Source organism: Bacillus sp. AG4(2022), assembly GCF_031844465.1.
In the GTDB taxonomy this organism is placed as follows: domain Bacteria; phylum Bacillota; class Bacilli; order Bacillales; family Cytobacillaceae; genus Bacillus_AB; species Bacillus_AB infantis.
On record NZ_JAUZVH010000006.1, the window covers coordinates 96,694 to 118,131 of the forward strand.

At 45.5% G+C, this 21,438-nt stretch carries 20 protein-coding genes; 12 read left to right on the top strand and 8 right to left on the bottom strand.

The window, feature by feature from the left end; translation table 11 throughout:
• Nucleotides 1-359 precede the first annotated feature (359 nt).
• Together Q9R36_RS16735 and secA2 are read right to left on the bottom strand one after the other, a co-directional pair.
• Nucleotides 360-1,277 (bottom strand): accessory Sec system S-layer assembly protein, encoded by a 918-nt coding sequence (locus tag Q9R36_RS16735; RefSeq protein ID WP_148974093.1) that lies wholly within the window; start codon nucleotides 1,275-1,277, stop codon nucleotides 360-362.
• A 15-nt stretch (nucleotides 1,278-1,292) separates the two neighbouring features.
• A complete protein-coding gene (gene secA2 / locus Q9R36_RS16740) occupies nucleotides 1,293-3,647 on the bottom strand; it encodes an accessory Sec system translocase SecA2 (RefSeq protein WP_311225562.1) in 2,355 nt (784 codons plus the stop codon).
• A gap of 392 nt (nucleotides 3,648-4,039) precedes the next feature.
• Here secA2 and Q9R36_RS16745 point away from each other — a divergent pair, with 392 nt between their 5' ends.
• Nucleotides 4,040-5,101 carry a glycosyltransferase family 4 protein gene (locus Q9R36_RS16745; RefSeq protein ID WP_022544412.1) on the top strand — a complete coding sequence of 354 codons (1,062 nt, stop codon included), beginning with the start codon at nucleotides 4,040-4,042 and terminating at the stop codon, nucleotides 5,099-5,101.
• A gap of 200 nt (nucleotides 5,102-5,301) precedes the next feature.
• On the opposite strand, the gene Q9R36_RS16750 is transcribed toward Q9R36_RS16745, so the two are convergent.
• The 5 genes from Q9R36_RS16750 to Q9R36_RS16770 all read right to left on the bottom strand — a co-directional run bounded on the left by Q9R36_RS16750 (nucleotide 5,302) and on the right by Q9R36_RS16770 (nucleotide 10,381).
• Nucleotides 5,302-6,540: an efflux RND transporter periplasmic adaptor subunit gene (locus tag Q9R36_RS16750; RefSeq protein WP_311225563.1), complete on the bottom strand. Its 1,239-nt coding sequence runs from the start codon at nucleotides 6,538-6,540 to the stop codon at nucleotides 5,302-5,304.
• A gap of 14 nt (nucleotides 6,541-6,554) precedes the next feature.
• Complete coding sequence (locus Q9R36_RS16755; RefSeq protein WP_311225564.1) at nucleotides 6,555-7,217, bottom strand: hypothetical protein; 663 nt, start codon at nucleotides 7,215-7,217, stop codon at nucleotides 6,555-6,557.
• Nucleotides 7,218-7,369: 152 nt separating this feature from the next.
• Entirely contained in the window at nucleotides 7,370-8,248 is an 879-nt protein-coding gene (locus tag Q9R36_RS16760) for a helix-turn-helix domain-containing protein (RefSeq protein WP_311225565.1), read from the bottom strand.
• Nucleotides 8,249-8,612: 364 nt separating this feature from the next.
• On the bottom strand, nucleotides 8,613-9,659 hold the full coding sequence (locus tag Q9R36_RS16765; RefSeq protein WP_306009866.1) for an LCP family protein: 1,047 nt from the start codon (nucleotides 9,657-9,659) through the stop codon (nucleotides 8,613-8,615).
• Nucleotides 9,660-9,745: 86 nt separating this feature from the next.
• Nucleotides 9,746-10,381 (bottom strand): YigZ family protein, encoded by a 636-nt coding sequence (locus tag Q9R36_RS16770; protein WP_224949562.1) that lies wholly within the window; start codon nucleotides 10,379-10,381, stop codon nucleotides 9,746-9,748.
• A gap of 412 nt (nucleotides 10,382-10,793) precedes the next feature.
• Between Q9R36_RS16770 and Q9R36_RS16775 the strand changes: the two genes are divergently transcribed.
• The 4 genes from Q9R36_RS16775 (at nucleotide 10,794) to Q9R36_RS16790 (ending at nucleotide 14,056) form a co-directional block, all read left to right on the top strand.
• Nucleotides 10,794-11,936 (top strand): sensor histidine kinase, encoded by a 1,143-nt coding sequence (locus Q9R36_RS16775; RefSeq protein ID WP_009792966.1) that lies wholly within the window; start codon nucleotides 10,794-10,796, stop codon nucleotides 11,934-11,936.
• 178 nt (nucleotides 11,937-12,114) lie between these two features.
• A complete protein-coding gene (locus tag Q9R36_RS16780; RefSeq protein WP_311225566.1) occupies nucleotides 12,115-12,798 on the top strand; it encodes a response regulator in 684 nt (227 codons plus the stop codon).
• A gap of 125 nt (nucleotides 12,799-12,923) precedes the next feature.
• Nucleotides 12,924-13,076 carry a sporulation histidine kinase inhibitor Sda gene (locus Q9R36_RS16785; RefSeq protein ID WP_009792970.1) on the top strand — a complete coding sequence of 51 codons (153 nt, stop codon included), beginning with the start codon at nucleotides 12,924-12,926 and terminating at the stop codon, nucleotides 13,074-13,076.
• Between the two features lie 140 nt (nucleotides 13,077-13,216).
• Nucleotides 13,217-14,056 carry a DegV family protein gene (locus Q9R36_RS16790; RefSeq protein WP_311225567.1) on the top strand — a complete coding sequence of 280 codons (840 nt, stop codon included), beginning with the start codon at nucleotides 13,217-13,219 and terminating at the stop codon, nucleotides 14,054-14,056.
• Nucleotides 14,057-14,092: 36 nt separating this feature from the next.
• On the opposite strand, the gene Q9R36_RS16795 is transcribed toward Q9R36_RS16790, so the two are convergent.
• The gene (locus Q9R36_RS16795) at nucleotides 14,093-15,022 is read right to left on the bottom strand and encodes a manganese-dependent inorganic pyrophosphatase (protein WP_311225568.1); all 930 of its coding nucleotides are present in this window, start codon (nucleotides 15,020-15,022) and stop codon (nucleotides 14,093-14,095) included.
• A gap of 383 nt (nucleotides 15,023-15,405) precedes the next feature.
• On the opposite strand from Q9R36_RS16795, the gene Q9R36_RS16800 reads away from it, so the two are divergent.
• From Q9R36_RS16800 to flgL, 7 genes are all read left to right on the top strand, one after another.
• Entirely contained in the window at nucleotides 15,406-16,899 is a 1,494-nt protein-coding gene (locus Q9R36_RS16800) for an ATP-dependent helicase ComFA (RefSeq protein ID WP_396137119.1), read from the top strand.
• Nucleotides 16,880-17,599, top strand: coding sequence for a ComFC family protein (locus Q9R36_RS16805; protein WP_311225569.1), 720 nt, complete (start codon nucleotides 16,880-16,882; stop codon nucleotides 17,597-17,599). The genes Q9R36_RS16800 and Q9R36_RS16805 overlap by 20 nt, the downstream gene beginning before the upstream one ends.
• A 38-nt stretch (nucleotides 17,600-17,637) precedes the next feature.
• Nucleotides 17,638-18,054 carry a TIGR03826 family flagellar region protein gene (locus Q9R36_RS16810; protein WP_311225570.1) on the top strand — a complete coding sequence of 139 codons (417 nt, stop codon included), beginning with the start codon at nucleotides 17,638-17,640 and terminating at the stop codon, nucleotides 18,052-18,054.
• Between the two features lie 103 nt (nucleotides 18,055-18,157).
• Nucleotides 18,158-18,424, top strand: coding sequence for a flagellar biosynthesis anti-sigma factor FlgM (gene flgM, locus Q9R36_RS16815; RefSeq protein ID WP_311225571.1), 267 nt, complete (start codon nucleotides 18,158-18,160; stop codon nucleotides 18,422-18,424).
• Between the two features lie 18 nt (nucleotides 18,425-18,442).
• Nucleotides 18,443-18,925, top strand: coding sequence for a flagellar protein FlgN (locus Q9R36_RS16820; protein ID WP_311225572.1), 483 nt, complete (start codon nucleotides 18,443-18,445; stop codon nucleotides 18,923-18,925).
• Between the two features lie 17 nt (nucleotides 18,926-18,942).
• A complete protein-coding gene (flgK, locus tag Q9R36_RS16825) occupies nucleotides 18,943-20,541 on the top strand; it encodes a flagellar hook-associated protein FlgK (protein ID WP_311225573.1) in 1,599 nt (532 codons plus the stop codon).
• Between the two features lie 11 nt (nucleotides 20,542-20,552).
• Complete coding sequence (flgL, locus tag Q9R36_RS16830) at nucleotides 20,553-21,416, top strand: flagellar hook-associated protein FlgL (RefSeq protein ID WP_311225574.1); 864 nt, start codon at nucleotides 20,553-20,555, stop codon at nucleotides 21,414-21,416.
• The last annotated feature ends 22 nt before the right edge of the window (nucleotides 21,417-21,438 follow it).

A 21,438-nucleotide genomic window follows, 5' to 3' on the forward strand; every position in this document is an offset into this window, starting at 1 on the left:
AAGGACTAATATTTTCATATTTTAACTTGTATATGATAAGTTATATGTTAAAATAAATATGTAACAAACCTGTTTTGTAAACTACTATAAATGGTTGTGGCCGGGGATGAGTACCTATTTTAAATGGGTGCTCATTTTCTTTTATTTGAATATTTTTTAATACAAATGCGTGTGAAAAAAACCATAAGGTTAAGAGCTGCAGCCTGACATCTTCGGCCAGAATGCTGACCATCATCCCGTGGAGGATATAGCAATAAATGTGCTGATGGACATGCCATAGTCACCGCATTCTCTTACAGTCAGCTGAAAAAACCCTCCCGGCCGGGAAAGAAGGCAGGGAGGGTTTTCTTATGGTTACCTTAAATTTCCGTTTGAACCTGCTGCTGAAGGGGATAAGCCTTCCAGCTGCTTAAGTCAGGGTTCTCTTTCAATAGTAGGCTTTTCGGAAAAATAAATGTCCATGGTTTGCTTGTATTGGCTTTGAGTTCAAACTTGTCGAGCTGAAAGCCGCCTTTTGCAATTACTTCGGAGGTGGCGTCTTCCACCTGGAGCGGCAGCTGCTGAAGCATGACATTCTGGTCGTTTCCATTCCGGATCAGGAGTGTGACTTGCAGATCTTCATTGTCAGCAACTTTTGCCTGGATGCCCATAAAGTTGATTTCCCCGACCTTTGGCGGGTCCATTTGCTCAACCATCTTTTTAAGCTTTTCTTTGTCGCTGCTGCTCAAGCTATTCTCCCAGGCCTCATCCAGGTCCAGCCTGTGCTCCTCATTATTCCGAATTTCAAAAGCAAGCTTCCAGCCTTCTGCAGGGATCGAATCTGTCAGTAAATCAGAACTGTTAAAAGTAAAATTCCACGGACGGCTGCTTTTTGCAGGTATTTCACCTATTTCTGTAAGATCAAATTCCTTCCGTGCTAGAATTTCCTCATCTGGCCCCACAAGCAATAAGTGGGTCTTCTTGAACTCAACCGCCTTTGAAAGGCTGCTGCGGACAAATGCGGCAACTGTCACAGATCCGCCATCCTGCTGCAGCTCAATTCCTGCCAGGGAGATTTGATTGGGCAGAAGGGGAGGCAGTTCATTATTAAGGAACCTTAAAACATACTGCTGCTCGGCTGTAATATTTGTGGCCGGGTGGAGGGATAGTGCAGTTTCCACCTCTTCTGCAGCCGCTTCATTCCCTGTCTCATTCAGTAATTCTTTTGAAGATATCGTACTGTCAGTGCCTTGTTTGACAGGCTTTTCCTGTTTATTCTTTTTAAAGAAAGATAACATGGCTTGTCTCCTCGTTTATGAGTCTTGGCTAATGGATCTGATGATCTCAGCCAGCTTTCGGCTGATTTCTTTTTCTATCAGGAAATAGGTGCTTTCAAATAGCTCAAGGCCTTCCTTCTGATAGAGTCTCATAGGATCTTCCTGCTGGTAATGCCTCATGCCTATTCCTTCTTTAAGCCTGGCCATATTTTCAAGGTGAATAATCCAGTTGCGGTCTATGATGGCAGTAAGCAGGTGCTTAAGGGCATTCTGCAGCATTTCATCTTCACCAAGTGTACCTGCATAGGCCAGATAGTCCTTGATCTTGCGCCCGGCTATTTCTTTGATATCCAGGATCTCATACTGGTCATCACTCAAGTCTATCGATCCACCCGCTAGCAGCAGATTAAGTTCTTCTGCCAGGCCTTTTATATTCAAGGACTCCTGCTGGATCCCCTCTTCTTCATAATGGGCAATAAGCTTACCGGCGGCAGATTGGACCATAGGCAGGATGACAGGAAGAATATTATCATCGCTCAATGCCTTATTCCGTAGATGATAAATGACATTGCGCTGCTCGTTGATCACATCATCAAGCTTCAGATTGTACTCCCGCATAGAATAGTTGGATCCTTCCACAATCCTTTGAATCCGGTCAACGAATTCATGGATTTTCTTCCCTTGGATCAACCCGGTTCCGTCAGCCTGGATAGAGGCAAGAAGCTTCTCCGCATCTTCTTTGGCAAAGCGCCTGAACATATCGTCTTCAAGCGAAATGAAGAATTGGCTGCTCCCGGGATCGCCCTGGCGTCCCGATCTTCCTTTCAGCTGGTTATCAACCCTGCGGCTTTCATGTTTTTCAGTACCCAGTACAAAAAGTCCGCCAAGATCATGGACTCCCTCACCGAGCATGATGTCCGTTCCGCGGCCGGCCATATTGGTTGCAATTGTTATTCTTCCTTTTTGTCCGGCCATTTCAATAAGGCGGACCTCCTGCTCCACTGTCTTGGCATTAAGGAGTTCGAATGAAAGGCCGGCCTTTTTCAAATACTCAGCAGCCTTTTCCGACTGCAGGATAGAGGCTGTTCCTATGAGGACAGGCTGCCCCTTGCTGTGACGGCCTTTAACCTCTTCAACCATTGCTTTATATTTCTGTTCTGCTGTTTTATATACTTTGTCTAAAAGATCTTCCCGGATGATCGGTTTGTTTGTCGGAATCTGAATGACGTCCATCCCGTAGATTTCCATCAATTCTTTTTCTTCCGTTTTAGCTGTGCCGGTCATACCGGAAAGCAATGGATACATCCTGAAGTAATTCTGGATGGTGATGGATGCCTGAGTTTTATTTTCTTCTGTAATCTCAAGGCCCTCTTTTGCTTCCAATGCCTGATGGAGTCCGTCGCTTAATGTCCGCCCGTCCATGATACGGCCTGTAAACATATCAACGAGCTTGATTTCACCGTCTTTAATGATGTAGTCAACATCTTTTTCAAACATCACATGGGCACGGACTGCCTGGATCATATAATGATACAGCGTCTGATGCTCCAGCTCGTAAAGATTGTCGATCCCAAAGGCTTTTTCAACTTTTTCGATTCCCTCTTCAGTTAAACTTGTCGCCTTCGTCTCTACATCAAATGTATAATCCACATCAGCTTTGAATCTTTTCGCCAGTCTTGAACCAATATAATGAAGCTCTGAGCTCGATTCCATTTTTCCGGCTACGATAAGCGGTGTTTTTGCTTCGTCTATGAGAACACTGTCCACTTCATCTATAATTGTATAATGATACGGACGCTGAACTTTCTGGGAAAGCGACGCTGCCATATTGTCCCGCAGGTAATCAAAGCCGAACTCCGTTCCAATCCCATAAGTGATATCCGCCTGGTATGCAGCCTTTTTTTCTTCAGGGGAAAGCATAGGTACATTCAAGCCGACAGTAAGACCGAGAAATTCATGGATTTTTCCAACAAGATTTCTGTCCCTGGCAGCGAGATAGTCATTAACTGTTATGACATGGACCCCTTTGCCTTCAAGAGCTCTCAGATAAGAAGGAAGGGATGCTACCAGGGTTTTTCCTTCACCTGTAGGCATTTCAGCAATATTGCCGTCAGACAGTACAAGTCCGCCGATAAGCTGCACATCATAATGCCTGAGCCCAAGCACCCTTCTTGAAGCTTCCCTGACTGCAGCAAAGGCATGAGGGCGTATATTTTCAAGTTTCTCCCCGCTGGAGAGCTGTTGTTTAAATTCAGTTGTTTTATTTTGCAGTTCCTGGTCGCTGAGCTTCTGATAGCTCGGCTCCAAACTGTTTATCTCTTCGACTATTTTCCTGTATTTTTTCAAGCGGCGGTCATTTGTGTCGCCAAATTTCTTTAACATTGTCAGCATATTGGGACGCTCCTTATGCAAATTCCCTACTAGTATATCATGTATTTTCCTATTATAGTAATACTTGCAGGAATGACAAAATCTTCTATAAAATTCTGTCTGAATTTGAAACCTCGCCTGCTTTTTCTCCGTCTAATGATTTATTGGAGGATGAGGAGAGAGGGGGAAGTCTGCAGTCAGAAGTTTTACATATTGAAAGATTGGAAATATTACATACATGCCTGTATAAGTACATGAAAAGAAATAAAAAATTAATATATTAATTGAATTTGATGTGCTATAATGCATTGTGGCAATAATAGTATCTGTGTAAATAAATGACGAAATATGCATCATTTTTGGATAGTAAAATAAAAGCTGAATGGATATGCTATTTATTAAGGAGGCTCTACATGATTTACTTGACCATGTTAATTTGTTTCATCACCTCCATTCTTATTACACCTTTAGTAAAAAAACTTGCCTTTAAAATTGGCGCTACAGACAAGCCCAACCAGCGGAAGGTCCACCAAAAGATTATGCCCCGGCTGGGCGGCCTTGCCATTTATATAAGTTTTATCGCAGGCTTGCTGATTCTCCAGCCTGAAGCACCTTACAATATGGCGATCATCCTGGGAAGCCTGATCATCATTGCAACCGGGGTTCTGGATGATATGATCGAAATATCAGCAAAAGTTAAGCTTGCCGGTCAGCTGGCTGCAGCAGCCATCGTTGTTATATGGGGAGGCGTGCATGTTGAGTTCGTCAACCTCCCATTCGGAGGCATGCTTGAATTTGGGATGCTGAGCATACCGCTCACGATTCTTTGGATTGTCGGCATCACCAATGCCATCAATTTGATTGATGGTCTGGATGGCCTGGCAGCAGGTGTGTCATCAATTGCCCTGATTACTATTTCAGGGATGGCCATCATTATGGGCGACCCTTATGTAGTGGCGATCGGAAGCATCACACTTGCAAGCACACTCGGATTCCTGATTTACAATTTCCATCCGGCAAAGATATTTATGGGGGATACAGGAGCCCTTTTCCTTGGCTATATCATTTCTGTATTATCACTGCTTGGATTTAAGAATGTAACCATGATTTCTTTCATCGTTCCTGTTATTATCCTCGGAGTTCCAATTTCTGATACATTCTTTGCGATTATTCGCAGGATTGTCACGAAAAAGCCTTTATCAGCTCCGGACAAATCCCATCTTCACCATTGTCTGCTGCGCCTTGGCTACTCCCATCGCCAGACAGTAATCCTGATATATGCGATGGCTGCATTTTTCGGACTAACGGCGGTCATCTTTTCCCAGGCTAAGGTGTGGGGATCATTCGTTGTGATAGGAGTCCTCCTGCTGCTCATCGAAGTATTCGCTGAGAAAGTCGGTCTGATGGGCAAGGATCACAGGCCATTGCTTAAGGTCATGCGCGATATCCGGTATTCGACGGCGAAAGACAGATAAGAAAAGAACACTCCAGCTGGAGTGTTCTTTTTTTTAGCAGATAAGAAAGTATATTTTTTAACTTGGATTACTGTCTAGCAGCTGCGCCTACCCCCTCGAGATCACAAGCCAAACCTCCCAAAAAGGCAAAGAACGCCTTTCCGGGAGGATCGTCTTGTGCTTGTCGGGGGTGAATAAGGCGCTTGCGCTTTTCTTATGTCCTAGCGGTTAAACATACCAAGAAGGAAATACTTTAACTTTTCCCTGTTGGTCATATGCTTCAGTGCACCTGGGTAGAATTTATCCATAGTAAATGGTGTGAAGAACTCCCGGCTGATTTCAGCTGCAGGTTTTGGATGCAGCATCAGCGGTTCCTGCTGTTCCAGTCCTGAGACAACCTCGCTGCTGCCTTTGACCTTCAATCCTTCCTGTACTTCCCGTTTTTCTGTTTTCCCCACGCTGTTCAGAACAATGACATATTCTTTATCATTTTGCTTCATAATACTTTTAGAAGGAGCCACAACAGCATCTTTTGCTTCGCCTGTTGTGATTTCAACATTGAGCTGCATTCCCGGGTGAAGGTTTTCGAGCTTCTCCTGGGCTTGATCCAATTCTACGGTGAATGGATAGCTTGCCTGTGTTTCAGTCGATAAAGGTGTTTCAGGCATCGTTTGGACAATTGCTACTCTTCCTGTAAAGTCCTTTTTAAGTGTTCCTGACTCTACAGCCGTTTCCTGGCCCTGAACAACCTTCTGCAGCTCCTTCTCATCCAGCTTGCCTTTTACTGCAGCAGCTTCAGAACGGATCATGAGCACTGGATTGTCCAGGTCTTCGCTTATCGATACGATCTGTCCGTCTGTTTCGCTCAGATAGCTCATCACACCCGTTTGTTCATTGACATAATCGAGCTGCTCTTCGTACTTATCTCTTTCGTCTTCAAGCAGGTCAGCTTCAAGCTCTTGGAGCAGAATTTCTTTTTCTGTATCATGGATGCTTACGGAAAGATCTTTCTCTTCTTTTTCAGCATCAGTGGAAGTATATGCCTGTTCGGCTTCAAGAGCAGATAAATAGTTGTTCAGGCTGGAAATATGGTTCTGGACCGAGTCAATCTGGTTTGTAAGCTGTTCAATTTCGGATTCAATCCTGTTCCTGTCCCTGTCCAGATTGACCGATTCATATTCGTACAAAGGGGTTCCTGGCGTTACTTTATCGCCTGGCTTCACCAGAAACTTTGAGAATGTTCCGTCCTCTTCGCTGAAATAAACGGGATATTCAGACTGGGGGATGGCTACCCCAGGCTTCGAAAGGATCTCTTTTAAATCTCCCTGGGCAGCACGCTGCCACTCGCTTATATAAACTGATTTATCGATTTTACTGTCTTCTTTTGTGATCAGGTATGTATTTGCGCCTGTAAAAGCGATAACACCTGCTGCCAGTAGACCCGCTTGCCAACTTTTCATTTCACTCAACACCTTTAAAATATCTTTTCCATTTTGATATGTGTTCCCAATGCTGTTAAGATCCAAAACACGATATGGAGTGACAGGACAATCAGGAATATGACCCATCCTTTCCTGCCGGTCAGCTTCTTGATCCAATAGGTTTGAACATATATGATCCAGACTTGGAAAAGTGTTATGGCTCCCAGAAAGTGCACAATCAGTCCATTGGATGTGGCGTACTGAGCCAGGATGCCCAATGAAAACGGGGAGGATGAAGGAGAGATTCCCCATGTCAGGCTGATCGGGATGAGCAAAGCCTTTTCAATCAGCAGAATGGAAAAAGCAAAAAGCTGCACCACTAGTAGCTTTTTATATTCCAAATCTGTCAGGGTCCAGAAATATAAAGCCGGCAGGAAGATGTAGATAGCAGCATACAGCAGCCCCCAGACTGCCTTTCCAAGAACAAATAGCCCCTTTCTTGCCTCAAATTCACCTGCAGACAGATTGCTCAGCTCTTTTGATATGAATTCTGTCCCGATTCCAAAGTAGGAACTTATTGCATAAATAATGCTGCTCAGGAGTGCCAAGAGCCAAATCCTTTTCCGGAGCCCCCGGAGATCCTCCGCTTTTTCGAGCTGATAAAGGCTTACCCCGGGAGAACGCAGGGCCATTAACAGCTTTACTTCATAAATCATAGAATAGTTTCCTCCATAGTCTGTTAAATATAGACAAAATATCTCAACTATCATTCTATCGCAAATAATGGAAAAAGGGCAGTAATAACCGGTGGAAATGCCTATGAAAAAAGGAGGATTATTTTATCGGTATAATAGTTCGATTTTAATGGCTAGATCGGTAAATTCCAGGTCTTCAATTTGTAATTGATATAAGAATGGTATTTCATATCGTTCTGCAGTTCAAATATGAGAAGTGCTTTTTCCATGTATTTCTTCGCCTCCGCCAGCTGGTGACTCAGCTCATAATTATAGCCTGTATGATAATGGAGTTCACCGAGAAGGAAGAGATGATCTTTCTCAAGGCACCACGCTATCCCTTTTGTGCAGCTTTCAATGGATTCTTCATATCTTGAAAGTCTGGTGAGCACCCGCGCAATGTTATAGTGCAGTTTCGTCATCAGCATAACATCCTGAAGAGTGGCCAGTGAATCAATGAAGCGCTTGGCATCCCTGTAAATGGCCAGGGCCTCTTCAAGCTCATTTTCTTCAAAGAGTATGATGCCCTTGCTCAGGAGAATTTCAATTTCACGCTCTGTCCACAGCTTCCCGTGCGTTAAAGCGATGGCCTCATTCAGGACCTGGTGCGCTTTAATCGGATTCTTATTAAGGTGGTATTCATATATGCCTCTATGCCACTGGATCAGCTGCCTGTTCACAGGATTTTGTGTAAATAAAGGATTATTCTCTTCCCCTTTAATGATAGAACGCATAGTTTCATAATCAAAGCTGCGCCTGGTGATTTCCAGCTGGCGTTCGACCTCCAATATATAATCCAGCCTCGGCGTTGTGCCAATATGAAAGAAATAGTTAACATCCACACCAAGCTTTTGGGAAATCAGGTAAAGCGTAGACGCATACGGGTATACATCCCCTTTCTCTATTTTGCTTATCTGTGCCTGGGTGCATATGCCTTCTGCCAGCTCTTTCTGAGATAATCCCAGCAGCTTCCTGAGATCCTTTATTTTTTGTCCGATTGCTGAGAAATCCATCTATCATTCACCCTTCGCAAAAAAATATTCCTATAGTTATATAGTGGAGGATATGTGACTAAAAACCATCGTTTTTAATAGATTATCAAAAGATATAGATAGCAGACAAAAAAAGCAGACTTATCCTGTTTATGATTTAATCAATTTATAAGGAATTCCGTAACGGACTTGAACAGCGGTTTAGATGTCCTGTTCAGCGTTAACTCACTTGTCCATTTCCTATTGGCTATGAAATACGGACAATACCTTAATATCTCCACTTTTGGCCGCCCGTTTCCGGGCGGTCCTTTTTTTAAGCAGTTAAAAACGTCCATCTATAAAGATGAACGTTTTTTCATGGCCGCAGCGGGTATCATTTCTATGGTTAATAGCTGGAATCTTCGCCTGTATCATCAGAGACAGTGCTGTCTGTATCCGTTTCAGAGCTGCCTTCCGGGACGAGTTCAAGATGTTCTTTTAAGGTGAGGATCGTTTGATCAAGTTCCTCATCATCTAACTGGTAATAATAAATTCCATCAATATAGGCATCCTGCCCGGCCAGATTCAATGTTTCAATATCAAGAGATGTTCCAGCAGCCGCATAATTGATGAATGACTTCATTTCATCAAAGGAGAGATCTGTAGACATATTGTCTCCGACAGCTTCCATCACATCTGCATACTTGGAGACAGACTTGACAGAGGAGCCTTTTTTTACAATTGCTTTAAGGATTTCCTGCTGGCGCTTTCCGCGCTCAATGTCATTATCAAGTTTGCGGGTACGGGCTAAAGCCAGGGCTTCCTCTCCGTTAAGCTCCTGCAGGCCAGGTTCAAGATTGATCGCATGATTCCGGTCCTCTGAATCTTTTTCACTAAGTTCATAGGGGACTTCTACTTCAATGCCTTCCAAGGCATTAATAACATCTATGAACGCGTTAAAGTTCATTTTTACATAATAATCGACAGGGATATCCAGCATTTCTTCGACTGTTTCAATTGTTGTGGCAACCCCGCCATTGGCATGGGCATGCGTAATTTTATCATTATAGCCCAATTCAGGGATATAAACATAAGAATCCCGGGGAATGCTGAGCAGCTTAACAGATTTGGTCTTTTCGTTCAGGGTTGCGAGCATCAGGGCATCTGATCGGGAGCTGCTGCTGAAATTCCTGGTACTGCTGTCATCCACCCCAACAAAAAGGATGGACACATTATCTATTCCGGGATCAACTGCTGTATCGCGCTTTGTTGATTCCCTCTCAACCGGCTCATAGGATTTTTCAATGACCGTCTGCGCTTTGCTGTACAGAAAAGCGCCATAAGCCGTCGCCCCAAGAACGAGCACGAGAAGAGGCACAATGATCCACATCACGACTCTCCTGCGGCGTTTTCTTTTCTTTTGAACCTTTACCATTTGTCTATTAGCAGACATATCTGTACTCCTTTAATGTAGGTTTGGCAAAATCTTCAGATCAAGCTTTATTTTACAATTTTTATGCATTTCCGGATATAGATTTTTCAAGCCGTATCTTCTTCCAGATACAGCAATTCTCCCTCATCAATCAGTCCTTGCCCATTGGTGAGCTCAGTGATCCATTCTGAGAATAGGTTTATGCCAGCTTCTTCAACAAACACCTCAAACTCTACGTTTTCCAGGTAGTGTATATCCTTTATGGAGTAAACAGATTCACGGAGTTCATTCTCCAGCTTGCCGAGCCAAGTATATTCCACCTTTACTGATAAAATCTTCATCAGCTTTCTTGTGACTATGCCAGCCGCATTGATGCCCTCAGAGGCTGATTTTCCATAAGCGCGGATGAGACCCCCGGCTCCAAGCTTGATGCCTCCAAAATATCTTGTTACTACTGCAACTGTATCTTTCAGCTGTTTCTTTTTTAAGACTTCCAATATCGGGACCCCGGCAGTGCCGCTGGGTTCACCGTCATCATTCGCTTTCTGGATATGATCATGTTCCCCGATCAGGTAGGCTGAGCAATTGTGGGTAGCATTCCAGTGTGCTTTTTTGATTTCCTGTATAAATGCCAGGGCTTCTTCTTCTGATTCGGCCCTTGATATATGAGCAATAAATCTTGATTTCTGAATAATAATTTCATGCTCGGCAAAGCCCTTGACTGTTTTATAAGAGGGCAGCATGCATCCCGCTCCTTTCCTGTGCATTTTATCGATTTTTGTCGTTGATTGTCATCGTCGCTTGCCAAATTTCATTATAAAGCGACTTGTTCAGTAACTTCAATTCTTCAATGGATTGTAATGAAACTTTAATATAGGTACCTTTCTCGCATGATATAATTAAAAAATAATTTCAAGCCAATCGACATATTATTGCGAGATAATATATAAAAGTCCTATGTTTAAAAATAAGGCATAAATTGCAGCTGATTATAAGAAAATAGGATATTAGACATGATTATACTATAAATTCTTGTGCCTTTTTGCCGAATTTTTCGTTTTTTAGTATATTTTTCATACATAATTTCTATTTTCAAGCTAAAATAGTGTCAGATACTGCTACGGAAGGGTTTTCAGTCTCTTTGGAGGAATCTTTATGACTAGAAAAAAATTCGATACGAAGACACTCGATCTTATATTAGAAAAGATGGTATCCACTGTTGGAAACAGCAAGGATGAGATCTTCCGCATAAGCGAGCAATGCCGGCAGGATTTTGAAAGCTTGACAAGTGATCTGAAGGAAGTAAAACAGGCAGTTGTCCTGACCATTGATGAGGGAGACCAGCTGGAAGCACAAACGCGCTTTGCCAGAAAAAGGCTTTCTGAAGTAAGCATGCATTTCAAGGACTATACAGAAAGCCAGGTAAGGGAGGCGTATGAAAAGGCGCATCAGCTGCAGATGAAGCTTTCGATGAACCGCCAGCAGGAAAAGCAGCTCCGCGAACGGCGGGATGATATAGAACGAAGGCTTCTCGGCATCCAGGAAACAATCGACCGCGCAGAACATCTCGTTTCCCAGATCTCGGTTGTCATGAACTATTTGATGAGTGACCTGAAGAGGATGGGAGAAGTCCTGGAGGATGCAAAGCTTAAGCAGGATTTCGGCCTTAAGATCATTGAAGCGCAGGAGGAAGAGCGCAAAAGGCTGTCAAGGGAAATTCATGACGGGCCTGCCCAGATGATGGCCAATGTGATGATGCGCTCTGACCTGATAGAAAGAATCTATAAGGAGCGGGGAGCAGGCGAAGCCATCACCGAAATAAAAAGCCTCAAAAAAATGGTCAGAAATGCGCTTTATGAGGTCAGGAGGATTATCTATGACCTCAGGCCCATGGCTCTCGATGACCTTGGACTGGTGCCGACTTTAAGGAAATATCTCCAGACCATTGAAGAATACCATAATACGGTGAAAATTTATTTCAGCAATGTTGGTGATGAAAAGCGGCTTCCGCCAAAATATGAGGTAGCTTTGTTCCGGCTTGTCCAGGAATCTGTACAGAATGCTCTAAAGCATGCTGAGGCAAAAGAGATCAAAGTGAAGCTTGAAATCCGCAATGACTCTATTTCAGTTGTCATCAGGGATGACGGCAAAGGATTTGACACGAGCCAGAAGAAGCCCGAATCCTTTGGGATGATCGGTATGAGGGAAAGAGTCGAGCTGCTGGAAGGGCAGATATCCTTCGACTCCAAAATCAATGCCGGGACTATCGTGCTGATTCAGGTTCCTTTCATGGAATAAGCCGCTTTCTCCTTTAATAGAAATGCCAGCAGCGAAGAAGCAATATTCTAAGAGAGTTGTGAAAAAAAGATAGGTTCAAATAGGGCTTGAAAAAGCTATAATGATAGAGATCCCTATTATTTAAAACTAACAGTATAAAAAAAGAGATAAACTTACGGAAATTTGGGAGGCGAAGCAATTGACTACAAAAATCGTCATTATCGATGATCATCAGTTGTTTAGAGAAGGGGTTAAACGTATTCTTGATTTTGAAAAGACATTTGAAGTTGTCGCAGAAGGCGATGACGGAAATGAAGCGCTGGGTCTTGTTGAAGAATATAACCCGGATGTCGTGATCATGGATATCAACATGCCGACAATCAACGGCGTGGAGGCGACCAAGCAATTAGTTGAGAAATATCCCGAAGCAAAGGTCATCATCCTTTCCATCCATGATGATGAAAACTATGTAACACATGCACTGAAAACAGGAGCAAGCGGCTATCTGCTTAAGGAGATGGATGCCGACGCTCTTGTTGAAGCGGTCAAAGTGGTGGCTGATGGAGGCTCTTACCTGCATCCAAAGGTAACCCATAATCTTGTCAAAGAATACCGCCGTCTGGCATCTGATGAAAATGGCAGCAGCGAAGGATACACACAAGTGGAAATCCGCCGTCCGCTGCATCTGCTCACGCGCCGGGAATGCGAAGTCCTTCAGCTCCTTGCTGACGGAAAAAGCAACCGAGGAATCGGCGAAGCATTGTTCATCAGTGAAAAAACGGTTAAGAACCATGTGAGTAACATACTGCAGAAAATGAATGTGAATGACCGCACCCAGGCTGTTGTTGTAGCCATCAAGAACGGCTGGGTTGAAGTGAGATAATGGAGGGGCACGCCTTAGCGTGCTCTTTTTTTATGCATAATAGATATATGAAAAATACTAGTTTACAATATATGTAATATTGTGTTAAAAATAGGATAAAAGTAATAGATGGAGGTTTTGAACATATGTCCAGCCTGCTGCTTTTATCTGATGAGAATTTGTTTAAAGTTTTCGAGGATGCCCTGCTTTGTGATGTGGATACTGATTTTATTCGGCTGATCGCTGATGAAATCAACCGGAGGCAGCTCTCGCATCTCCTGCCCGTAGCTTCTAATTAATGCCCCTCTCTTTTTCGCCGCATTACAATTGTGATCCTCAAATATTAAGCTTTCTTTTCTCCCTAGGATTTTCCCTTGTTTTCATATAAAATATAAATTGGACATATAGTAGAGAAAAAACAAAGGATGGTACTCTTTATATGAGAACAGCCGTAGTAACAGACAGTACTGCATACATCCCGAAGGAATTGCGGGATCGACTGAACATACATATGATTCCTCTCAGCGTCATTTTCGGAAACGAAACATACGAGGAAGAGGTAGAAATTACAGCAGAAGCATTTTATGAAGAAGTAAAGCATAAGGAGCTGCCGACGACCTCACAGCCATCGACTGGCCAATTCGTGGAGCTTTTTGAAAAATTGTCGGCTGACTATGATGCGGTCATCAGCATCCATCTGTCGAGCGGCATCAGCGGAACCTTTCAGGGAGCCGTCACTGCAGGGAGCATGGTTGAAGGAATCAGGGCGTATCCGTTTGATTCTGAAATCAGCTGCATGGTCCAGGGCTTCTATGTCATTGAAGCGGCAGAGATGGCAGCTGCCGGCAAGGATCCGCAGGATATCATGTCCCGCCTGGAGGAAATGAAACAGACGGTCCGCGCCTACTTCATGGTGGACGACCTTTCCCACCTCCAGCGCGGCGGCCGTCTTTCAAGCGCCCAGGCATTGATCGGGAGCCTGCTTCAGGTCAAGCCGCTTCTCCATTTCCAGGACAAGGTCATCGTGCCATTTGAAAAAATCCGCACACGCAAAAAAGCGATGAAGCGGATTGCCGACCTTCTTGGCGATGCTGCTGCCGGCGGCGGTGATTACCGCGCCGTCATCATCCACGCGAATCGTGAGAAGGAAGCTGACGAGTGGAAAGCAGAGCTGGAAAAAGAGCTGCCGAACGTTGAATTCATGATCGGCTACTTCGGCCCGGTCATTGGCACACATCTTGGCGAAGGCTCTATGGGGCTTGGCTGGTATAAGAAATAAAAAAAGCCGCTCCGGATTTTTCGGAGCGGCTGGTTTTTACTTTGTCAGTGCATCAGTCAGGTTAGGGACGATTTGCTTTTTACGTGAAACAACACCCTGCAGGACAGCCTTCTCATCAGCAAGCACTACATTGAATGCTTTCTCGACAGCAGCTGTTTCCTTGCCTAGTGCAAGTGCAACAGAATCATTCGTCAGGATATTCGTTGCAACAAACAGGAACAGATCCAAGCCTTTTTCCTCGATTGTGCTGTTGATCACCGCACGCAGTTCCTCTTCAAGCGCAAACACATCATTCGTGTCAACGGCGTTTACCTGCGCCACTTCCACTTTAGCAGAACCCATCTGGAATTCCTTCGCATCCAGGCTGACAAGCTGTGCAGCTGATTTATCGCTCAGGTCGGCACCAGCCTTCAGCATCTCAAGGCCATACTCTTCCGCATCCACACCCGCGATTTCCGCAAGCTCATGTGCAGCTTTCACATCTTCGTCTGTGCAAGTTGGCGATTTGAACAGAAGGGAGTCAGAAATGATTGCTGACAGCATCAGGCCGGCGATTTCTTTTGGAATGCTCTTATTGTTTTCTTTATACATCTTGTTCAGGATCGTCGCCGTACAGCCGACAGGCTCGCAGCGGTAGTACAAAGGATCGCTCGTTTCAAAGTTGGCAATGCGGTGGTGGTCGATAACTTCAGCGACACGCACACTTTCAATTCCATCCGCACTCTGCTGGCGCTCGTTGTGGTCCACAAGAATGACAGTTTTTGCTTCATCTGCTGCATTGCTGATCAGGCGTGGAGCTTCAGCGTTGAACTTTGTCAGAGCATGCTGTGTTTCGCCGTTGATTTCGCCTAGGCGCACAGCTTCTACTTCCTGGCCCAGCTGTGTCTTTAGGTCGGCGTAGGCGATTGCTGAGCAGATTGTATCTGTATCTGGGTTTTTATGTCCGAAAATTAAGGTTTTTTCCATATGTAGATCTCCTTTTTTAGGTGGATTCTTCATGGTTTATTATAGAGGAAATTGTGGGGGGAATCTAGGGGGAGAGTTTGGGGTGTGGCGGGTTGGGTGGGCGGATTTTGGATAGGGCAGATTGTGGGAAGGGGGCGAGTTGCTAATATATGGTGGAAGTTGCTAATAAAAATGGAAAGTTGCTAATATATGGGGAAAGTTGCTAATAAAAGAAAAAAGTTGCTAATATATCGGGGAAGTTGCTAATAAGGGGGGATGCGGTATCTCGCAGGGAAGGCTGCCCAAGGGCGAGGTCGCAAATATATTGGGAAAGTCGCAAATAAATGGCTTGGACTCGCAAATAAAATGAAAAAGTCGCAAATAAACAGGAAAGGAAGATTAGTTTGAAGTTCAAAACCCAAAAAGGGCTCCTCATTCAGGACCCAAATGGCACCCAAATCTCCAAAATAGCAGAAATTCCTACAGTTCCGCTCAATCCAGCCTTCAATCCGGACAAACAACTGGCCGAAATGCTCACCGGCAAGCAGCTCCTCACAGACGAACTCCCTTTCACAGCACAAGAAATCGACCAGCATTACCAAAACGGCCACATCCTCTACCGTCCAGGCTTCCTCCTCACCGGCATAAAGCCCAAATGTGTCCGCTGCGGCAACAATCAAACTCACCTAATAGCAAAATTACCCTGCGCCAGATGCAAAGAAGACTGCCTCTACTGCCGGAGCTGCATCATGATGGGCCGGGTAAGCTCCTGCACCCCGCTCGTCAGCTGGCAAGGCCCGGAACCAATCCAGCCCCAGCCAAAAACCTATCTCAATTGGTCAGGTAATCTCTCCGACGGCCAGCAGACTGCCTCCGACCGCACAGCACAAGCTATCCATCAAAGCAAAGAACTCCTGGTCTGGGCGGTATGCGGTGCTGGAAAAACCGAAGTCCTTTTCGCAGGCATAAACCATGCCCTCCAAGCCGGGAAAAGAGTCTGCCTTGCCACACCGCGAACCGATGTAGTCCTTGAACTCACTCCGCGCCTGAAAAAGGTATTCTCAGGAATAACGGTAGCTTCCCTCTACGGAGGCAGCGAAGACCGCCATCTCTATGCCCCGCTCACCATCGCCACCACCCACCAGCTGTTCCGCTTTTACCAGGCATTCGACACTGTCATCCTGGATGAAGTCGACGCTTTTCCCTATTCAGTTGACACGACCCTTCAATATGCGGTCCAGCAGGCAAGGAAGCCGGAGTCTTCGATGATCTATCTGACCGCCACACCCAACCAAAAATGGCAGAAAGACTGCTCCTCAGGCAAAAGGGAGCACGTCACCATTCCAGCACGCTATCACCGCCATCCACTCCCTGTCCCGGAATACCGCTGGTGCGGAAATTGGGAGAAGCTTTTAAAGAAAAACAAGCTACCCGCTCCACTCGTCCGCTGGATCAACATCCGCATCCAAACCTCCAAGCAGATTCTCCTATTCTTCCCCCGCATCGACACCATGGAATCAGCCCTCCCGCTTATACAAAAGCTCCACCCACACACAGACTCTGTCCATGCAGAAGATCCCGACCGCAAAGCCAAAGTACAAAAAATGCGCAGCAAAGAAACGCAAATCCTCTTAACCACCACCATCCTGGAAAGAGGCGTAACCTTCCCGAACATCGACGTAGCCGTCATCGGAGCCGATCACCACGTCTTTACCGAAAGCGCCCTCGTCCAAATCTCCGGCCGCGTCGGCAGGAGCGCAGATTACCCGAGCGGCACCATCACCTTTTTCCACTTCGGCAAAACAGAAGAAATGATTAAAGCAAGAAACCAGATCACCAGAATGAACAGGGAAGCGAAACGAAGGGGGCTAATCTTGTATGAATCTTTTTCAAGCTAATCATTGCCTGATCTGCCACAAGGAGAACGATACGGAAATCGGCTGGCAGGAGCTGTTTACACGAACGGAGGAGAAGGTAATATGCAGGGAGTGTGAAGAAAGCTTCGAAGAGATAAAGGGAGCGCTATGCCATATCTGCGGGAGGCAGCTGCAGGGGCTAAATCCACAGTTCATTGAAAACGACTGCTGCTATGACTGCATCCGCTGGGAAAAAGACCCCAAATGGGAAGGCATCCTCAATAGAAATATCTCTCTGTACACCTACAATGACTATCTACAGGAGCTGATTGCCCGCTTTAAATACAGAGGAGACTACATCCTGGCCAATGTGTTCAAACAGAAGATAAAAAGAAACATAGAAACCCTCAAGCCAGATTTAATCGTTCCCATCCCGCTCAGCAACGAGCGCCTCTACGAGCGCGGCTTCAACCAGGCCGAAGCCCTCATTATCACCGCAGGCCATGCACCATCCCATCTTCTCACCAGAATCCACACCGAAAAGCAATCCAAAAAATCCCGCGAAGAAAGAATCCATCTCAGCGAAATCTTTCAAATAAGCACCTCTGCCACAATTGAGGCTAAAAATTTCCTCCTCATTGACGATATATATACTACAGGAAGCACCCTCCGGCATGCCGCCCTGCCGCTGAAACAGGCGGGAGCGGCTAACATCATGTCTATCACACTGGCAAGAGGATGACCGTGACCACTATATACGCTATTTAGGAGAGAATTATCATGGCTGAACTGGCGAATTGCCCGCAATGCGACAAGGTATTTGTAAAAAATCAATTCCGTGATATATGCAATGACTGCTGGAAGGAAGAGGAGCTGAAGTACGAAACGGTTTATCAATATATCCGCAAAAGAGAGAACCGGACCGCGACGATGCAGCAAGTTGTCGATGCGACAGGGATTGAAGAAGCGCTGATTTTGAAATTCATCCGCACAGGCAAGCTGAAGCTGGCCCAATTCCCGAATCTTGGCTATCCTTGTGATAAATGCGGAGCGTACATCCGAGAAGGGAAAATCTGCCAAAAATGTGCAAAAGAGCTGCGCAAGGATATAAATACCTTACAGGCTGAAGAAGAGCGGAAAAAGCAGATGGCGCTTAAAGAGAAGCAAGGGACCTATTTTTTAATCAATGACAAGTAAATAATATAGGCATAAAGAAGTATTTTCTTCTTTTTATTAAAAAATCCCCATGTATAGCCGATAATAAAGGAAAGACTAGTTCGGTCGAAAGCGAGGGAAAACAATGAAGATTAATAATTTCGGACCTTCAGGAATTAACCCATACAAACGCCAGCAGAACAAGCTGGACACTGCCAATGCCCAGGCGAAAAAAGCCGCGGATAAGGTGGAGATTTCGTCTGCTGCCAAGGAAATGCAGCAAACCTCCAAAATCGACCAGCAGCGCCAGGCAAGAGTTGAGGAGCTGCGCATTCAGGTCGAGAACGGAAACTATAAAGTAAACCCGAAAGAAGTGGCGAAAAGCCTTCTTGATTATTATACAAAGAATTAACAGAAGGGAGGGGACTTCATGTCCGCTGAAGCATTGCTCGAGAGTATGACGAAGCTGATCAGGCTCCATAAAAGTCTTTCTGAGCTGTCAGCCCGGAAAACCGGCATCATCAAGGCAGGGGACACTGAAGCCCTCAGCCAGATTTTAAAAGAAGAACAGACCCATGTGGCTGCAATTAGAAGGATTGAAAATGACAGGCAGAAAACAGCAGCGGCCCTGGTACCGGGGAAAGCGACTCCAACTATATCAGACTGCCTGGAGGTTCTCAGCCTCCCGGACCAGAAAAAACTGGCAAGTCTGACGGAAGAGCTGGCGGAAGCCATCCTTCATATAAAAGAAGCCAATGACCTGAACCAGCAGCTGCTGGACCAGAGCCTGCAGTATATCAATGTATCCATGAATCTGATGAGGCCGCAGCCGGACAATATTAACTACGGACCGGCAGCCGGCCAGCAGAACAAACAGCTTCCTTCTCAAGGGCTGTTTAACTCGAAAGCCTAAGAGACGGAGGAACTACCATGCGTTCAACCTTTATGGGACTTGAAACAGCCCGCCGCGGCATGTTCACCCAGCAAAGCGCCTTATATGTAACAGGACACAATATCGCCAACGCCAACACGCCAGGCTTTTCACGCCAGCGCATCAACTTTGAACAGACATCGCCATACCCGGCAGCATCTATGAACCGTCCGCAGATTCCGGGGCAAATGGGAACGGGTGTTGAGGCAGGCTCTGTGCAGCGGATCCGTGAAGGCTTCCTTGATCTTCAGTACCGTGTTGAAGCCAACAAGGTTGGCTATTACAGCTCCATGAGTGAATCGCTCACCAAGATGGAGGAAATCATGAACGAGCCATCAGAGAGCGGTCTTCATGCGACAATGGAGAAGTTCTGGAATTCCCTTCAGGATATCGCCAGCCATACGGAAAACACAGGTGCCCGTGATGTAGCAGCGGCCAGCGGACAGATGGTGGCTGACACTTTAAACTATTACTATAACTCTCTATCAAGAGTCCAGCAGGACATCGGCAGCGAAATCAGCGTCAAGGTAAAAGAAATCAATGGCCTTGTCTCGCAAATTAATGAGCTCAACAAGCAGATCGCCAGTGTAGAGCCGAATGGATACCTGCCGAATGACCTTTATGATGAGCGCGATCTATATGTGGATCAGCTTTCACAGCTGGTTAATATAAAAGTGACCAATGTAAAACCGGATAACTACGGACATGCAAAGGACATTTCAGAAGGACTTTATAAGATTGAGATTGTCGGAGATGACGGGAAGTCATTTGCTCCCCCTGCTGTGCTGCTTGATGTGACCAAGGAGGATGGCCTTAAGGATCCCAACCTTCTTGAGGTTATTGACACAACAGATGCTGCAAATGAAGATCTTGAGCTGGTCAGCGGACTGATCACCGAGGTTCGGGTCGGCGGTGCAGCATTACCTAGCATGAACTTTTCAGGTGAGCTGTCTGGTCTGATTAAAAGCTATGGCTATATTGATAATTCCGGAAATAAAGCAGGCTTCTACCCGGATATGCTGCAGAAGCTCAATGACTTTACCACTGCATTTGCAATGGAATTCAACAAGATCCATGAATCAGGATTCGACCTGAACGGCAATCCAGGAAAAGCATTCTTTGAATTTGACCCGTCTCAAGGGGATAACCCAGCCCAGCAAATCAGAGTAAACAAAGATATACTAGCTGATTCCAGCCTGATCGCGGCAGCGGCAACCAGCACTGGCGGATCAGGAGATAATGACAATGCCCATGAATTGTCCCAAATAAAGACAAAGGCATTTGGCAGCTTTTTATCAAAGGGTGACGCAGGATTCCCAGCTTCTATGACGTCTGGAAATCTCGATACCTACTATTCCGGAATCATCGGCCGCCTCGGCGTCGATTCCCAAAGCGCCCAAAAGAATGCGAATAACTCTATAGTGCTGGCAGACTCAGTTGATAAAAGCAGGCAGTCAGTCAGTGCCGTCTCTCTTGATGAAGAAATGACCAATATGATCAAATTCCAGCATGCCTATAACGCAGCTGCACGCAATATAACCGTAGTGGACGAAATGCTCGACAAAATCATCAACGGCATGGGCGTCGTCGGAAGGTAAGGTGAAAAAAGATGCGCGTAACGCAATCAATGCTATCCAATAATATGCTCCGCAACCTGAGCAACAGCTACACAAAGCTTGGTAAGTTGCAGGACCAGATCGCCACCCAGAAGAAGTTCACAAAGCCTTCTGATGATCCTGTTTCTGCGATGCTGGCAATGAACTACCGGACAGATCTGAACAGGGTTGAGCAGTTCCAGCGGAATATCGGGGAAGCGAAAAACTGGATTGACAGCACGGATGATGCGATGGATAAAGGAATCATGGCACTTCAGAGGATCAGGGAGCTTACTGTTCAGGCTAGCAATGGAACGCTTGAGGGCGATCAGAAGAAGAATATTATGGAAGAAATTAAGGAGTTGAAGGAGCATCTGATCGATATTGGGGAGACCCAGGTCGGCGGAAAATATATCTTCAACGGCACCCAGACCAATGTAAAGCCTGAAGGAAATGGGCAGTTTGGCGAAGGGGCCATTAATCTCGAGGTTTTTTCCAATATTAAAATCCAGGTGAATATGAACGGCAATGAAGTCTTTGGCGATATGCTGACAGACAGCGGTGACATCCAGGGGCTGATTAATGCATTGGATGCAGACAGCCCCGAAATCGGCGGATACCTGGAAAAGGTCGACAAGTATATCGATCAAATGCTTGCCGGCAGGGCAAAAATAGGAGCCAAGCAGAACAGGATCGAACTGATGGATGACCGGCTTCAGCAGCAGGAAGTCTTCTCCACCCGCATCCTGTCTGACAACGAAGATGTGGATATGGAAAAAGTGATCATGGAGATGACCACCCAGGAAAGCGTCCACCGTGCTGCTTTGAGTATAGGCTCGCGAATTATTCAGCCATCACTGATGGACTTTTTAAGATAAAAATGAAAGCTATCCCAGTGAT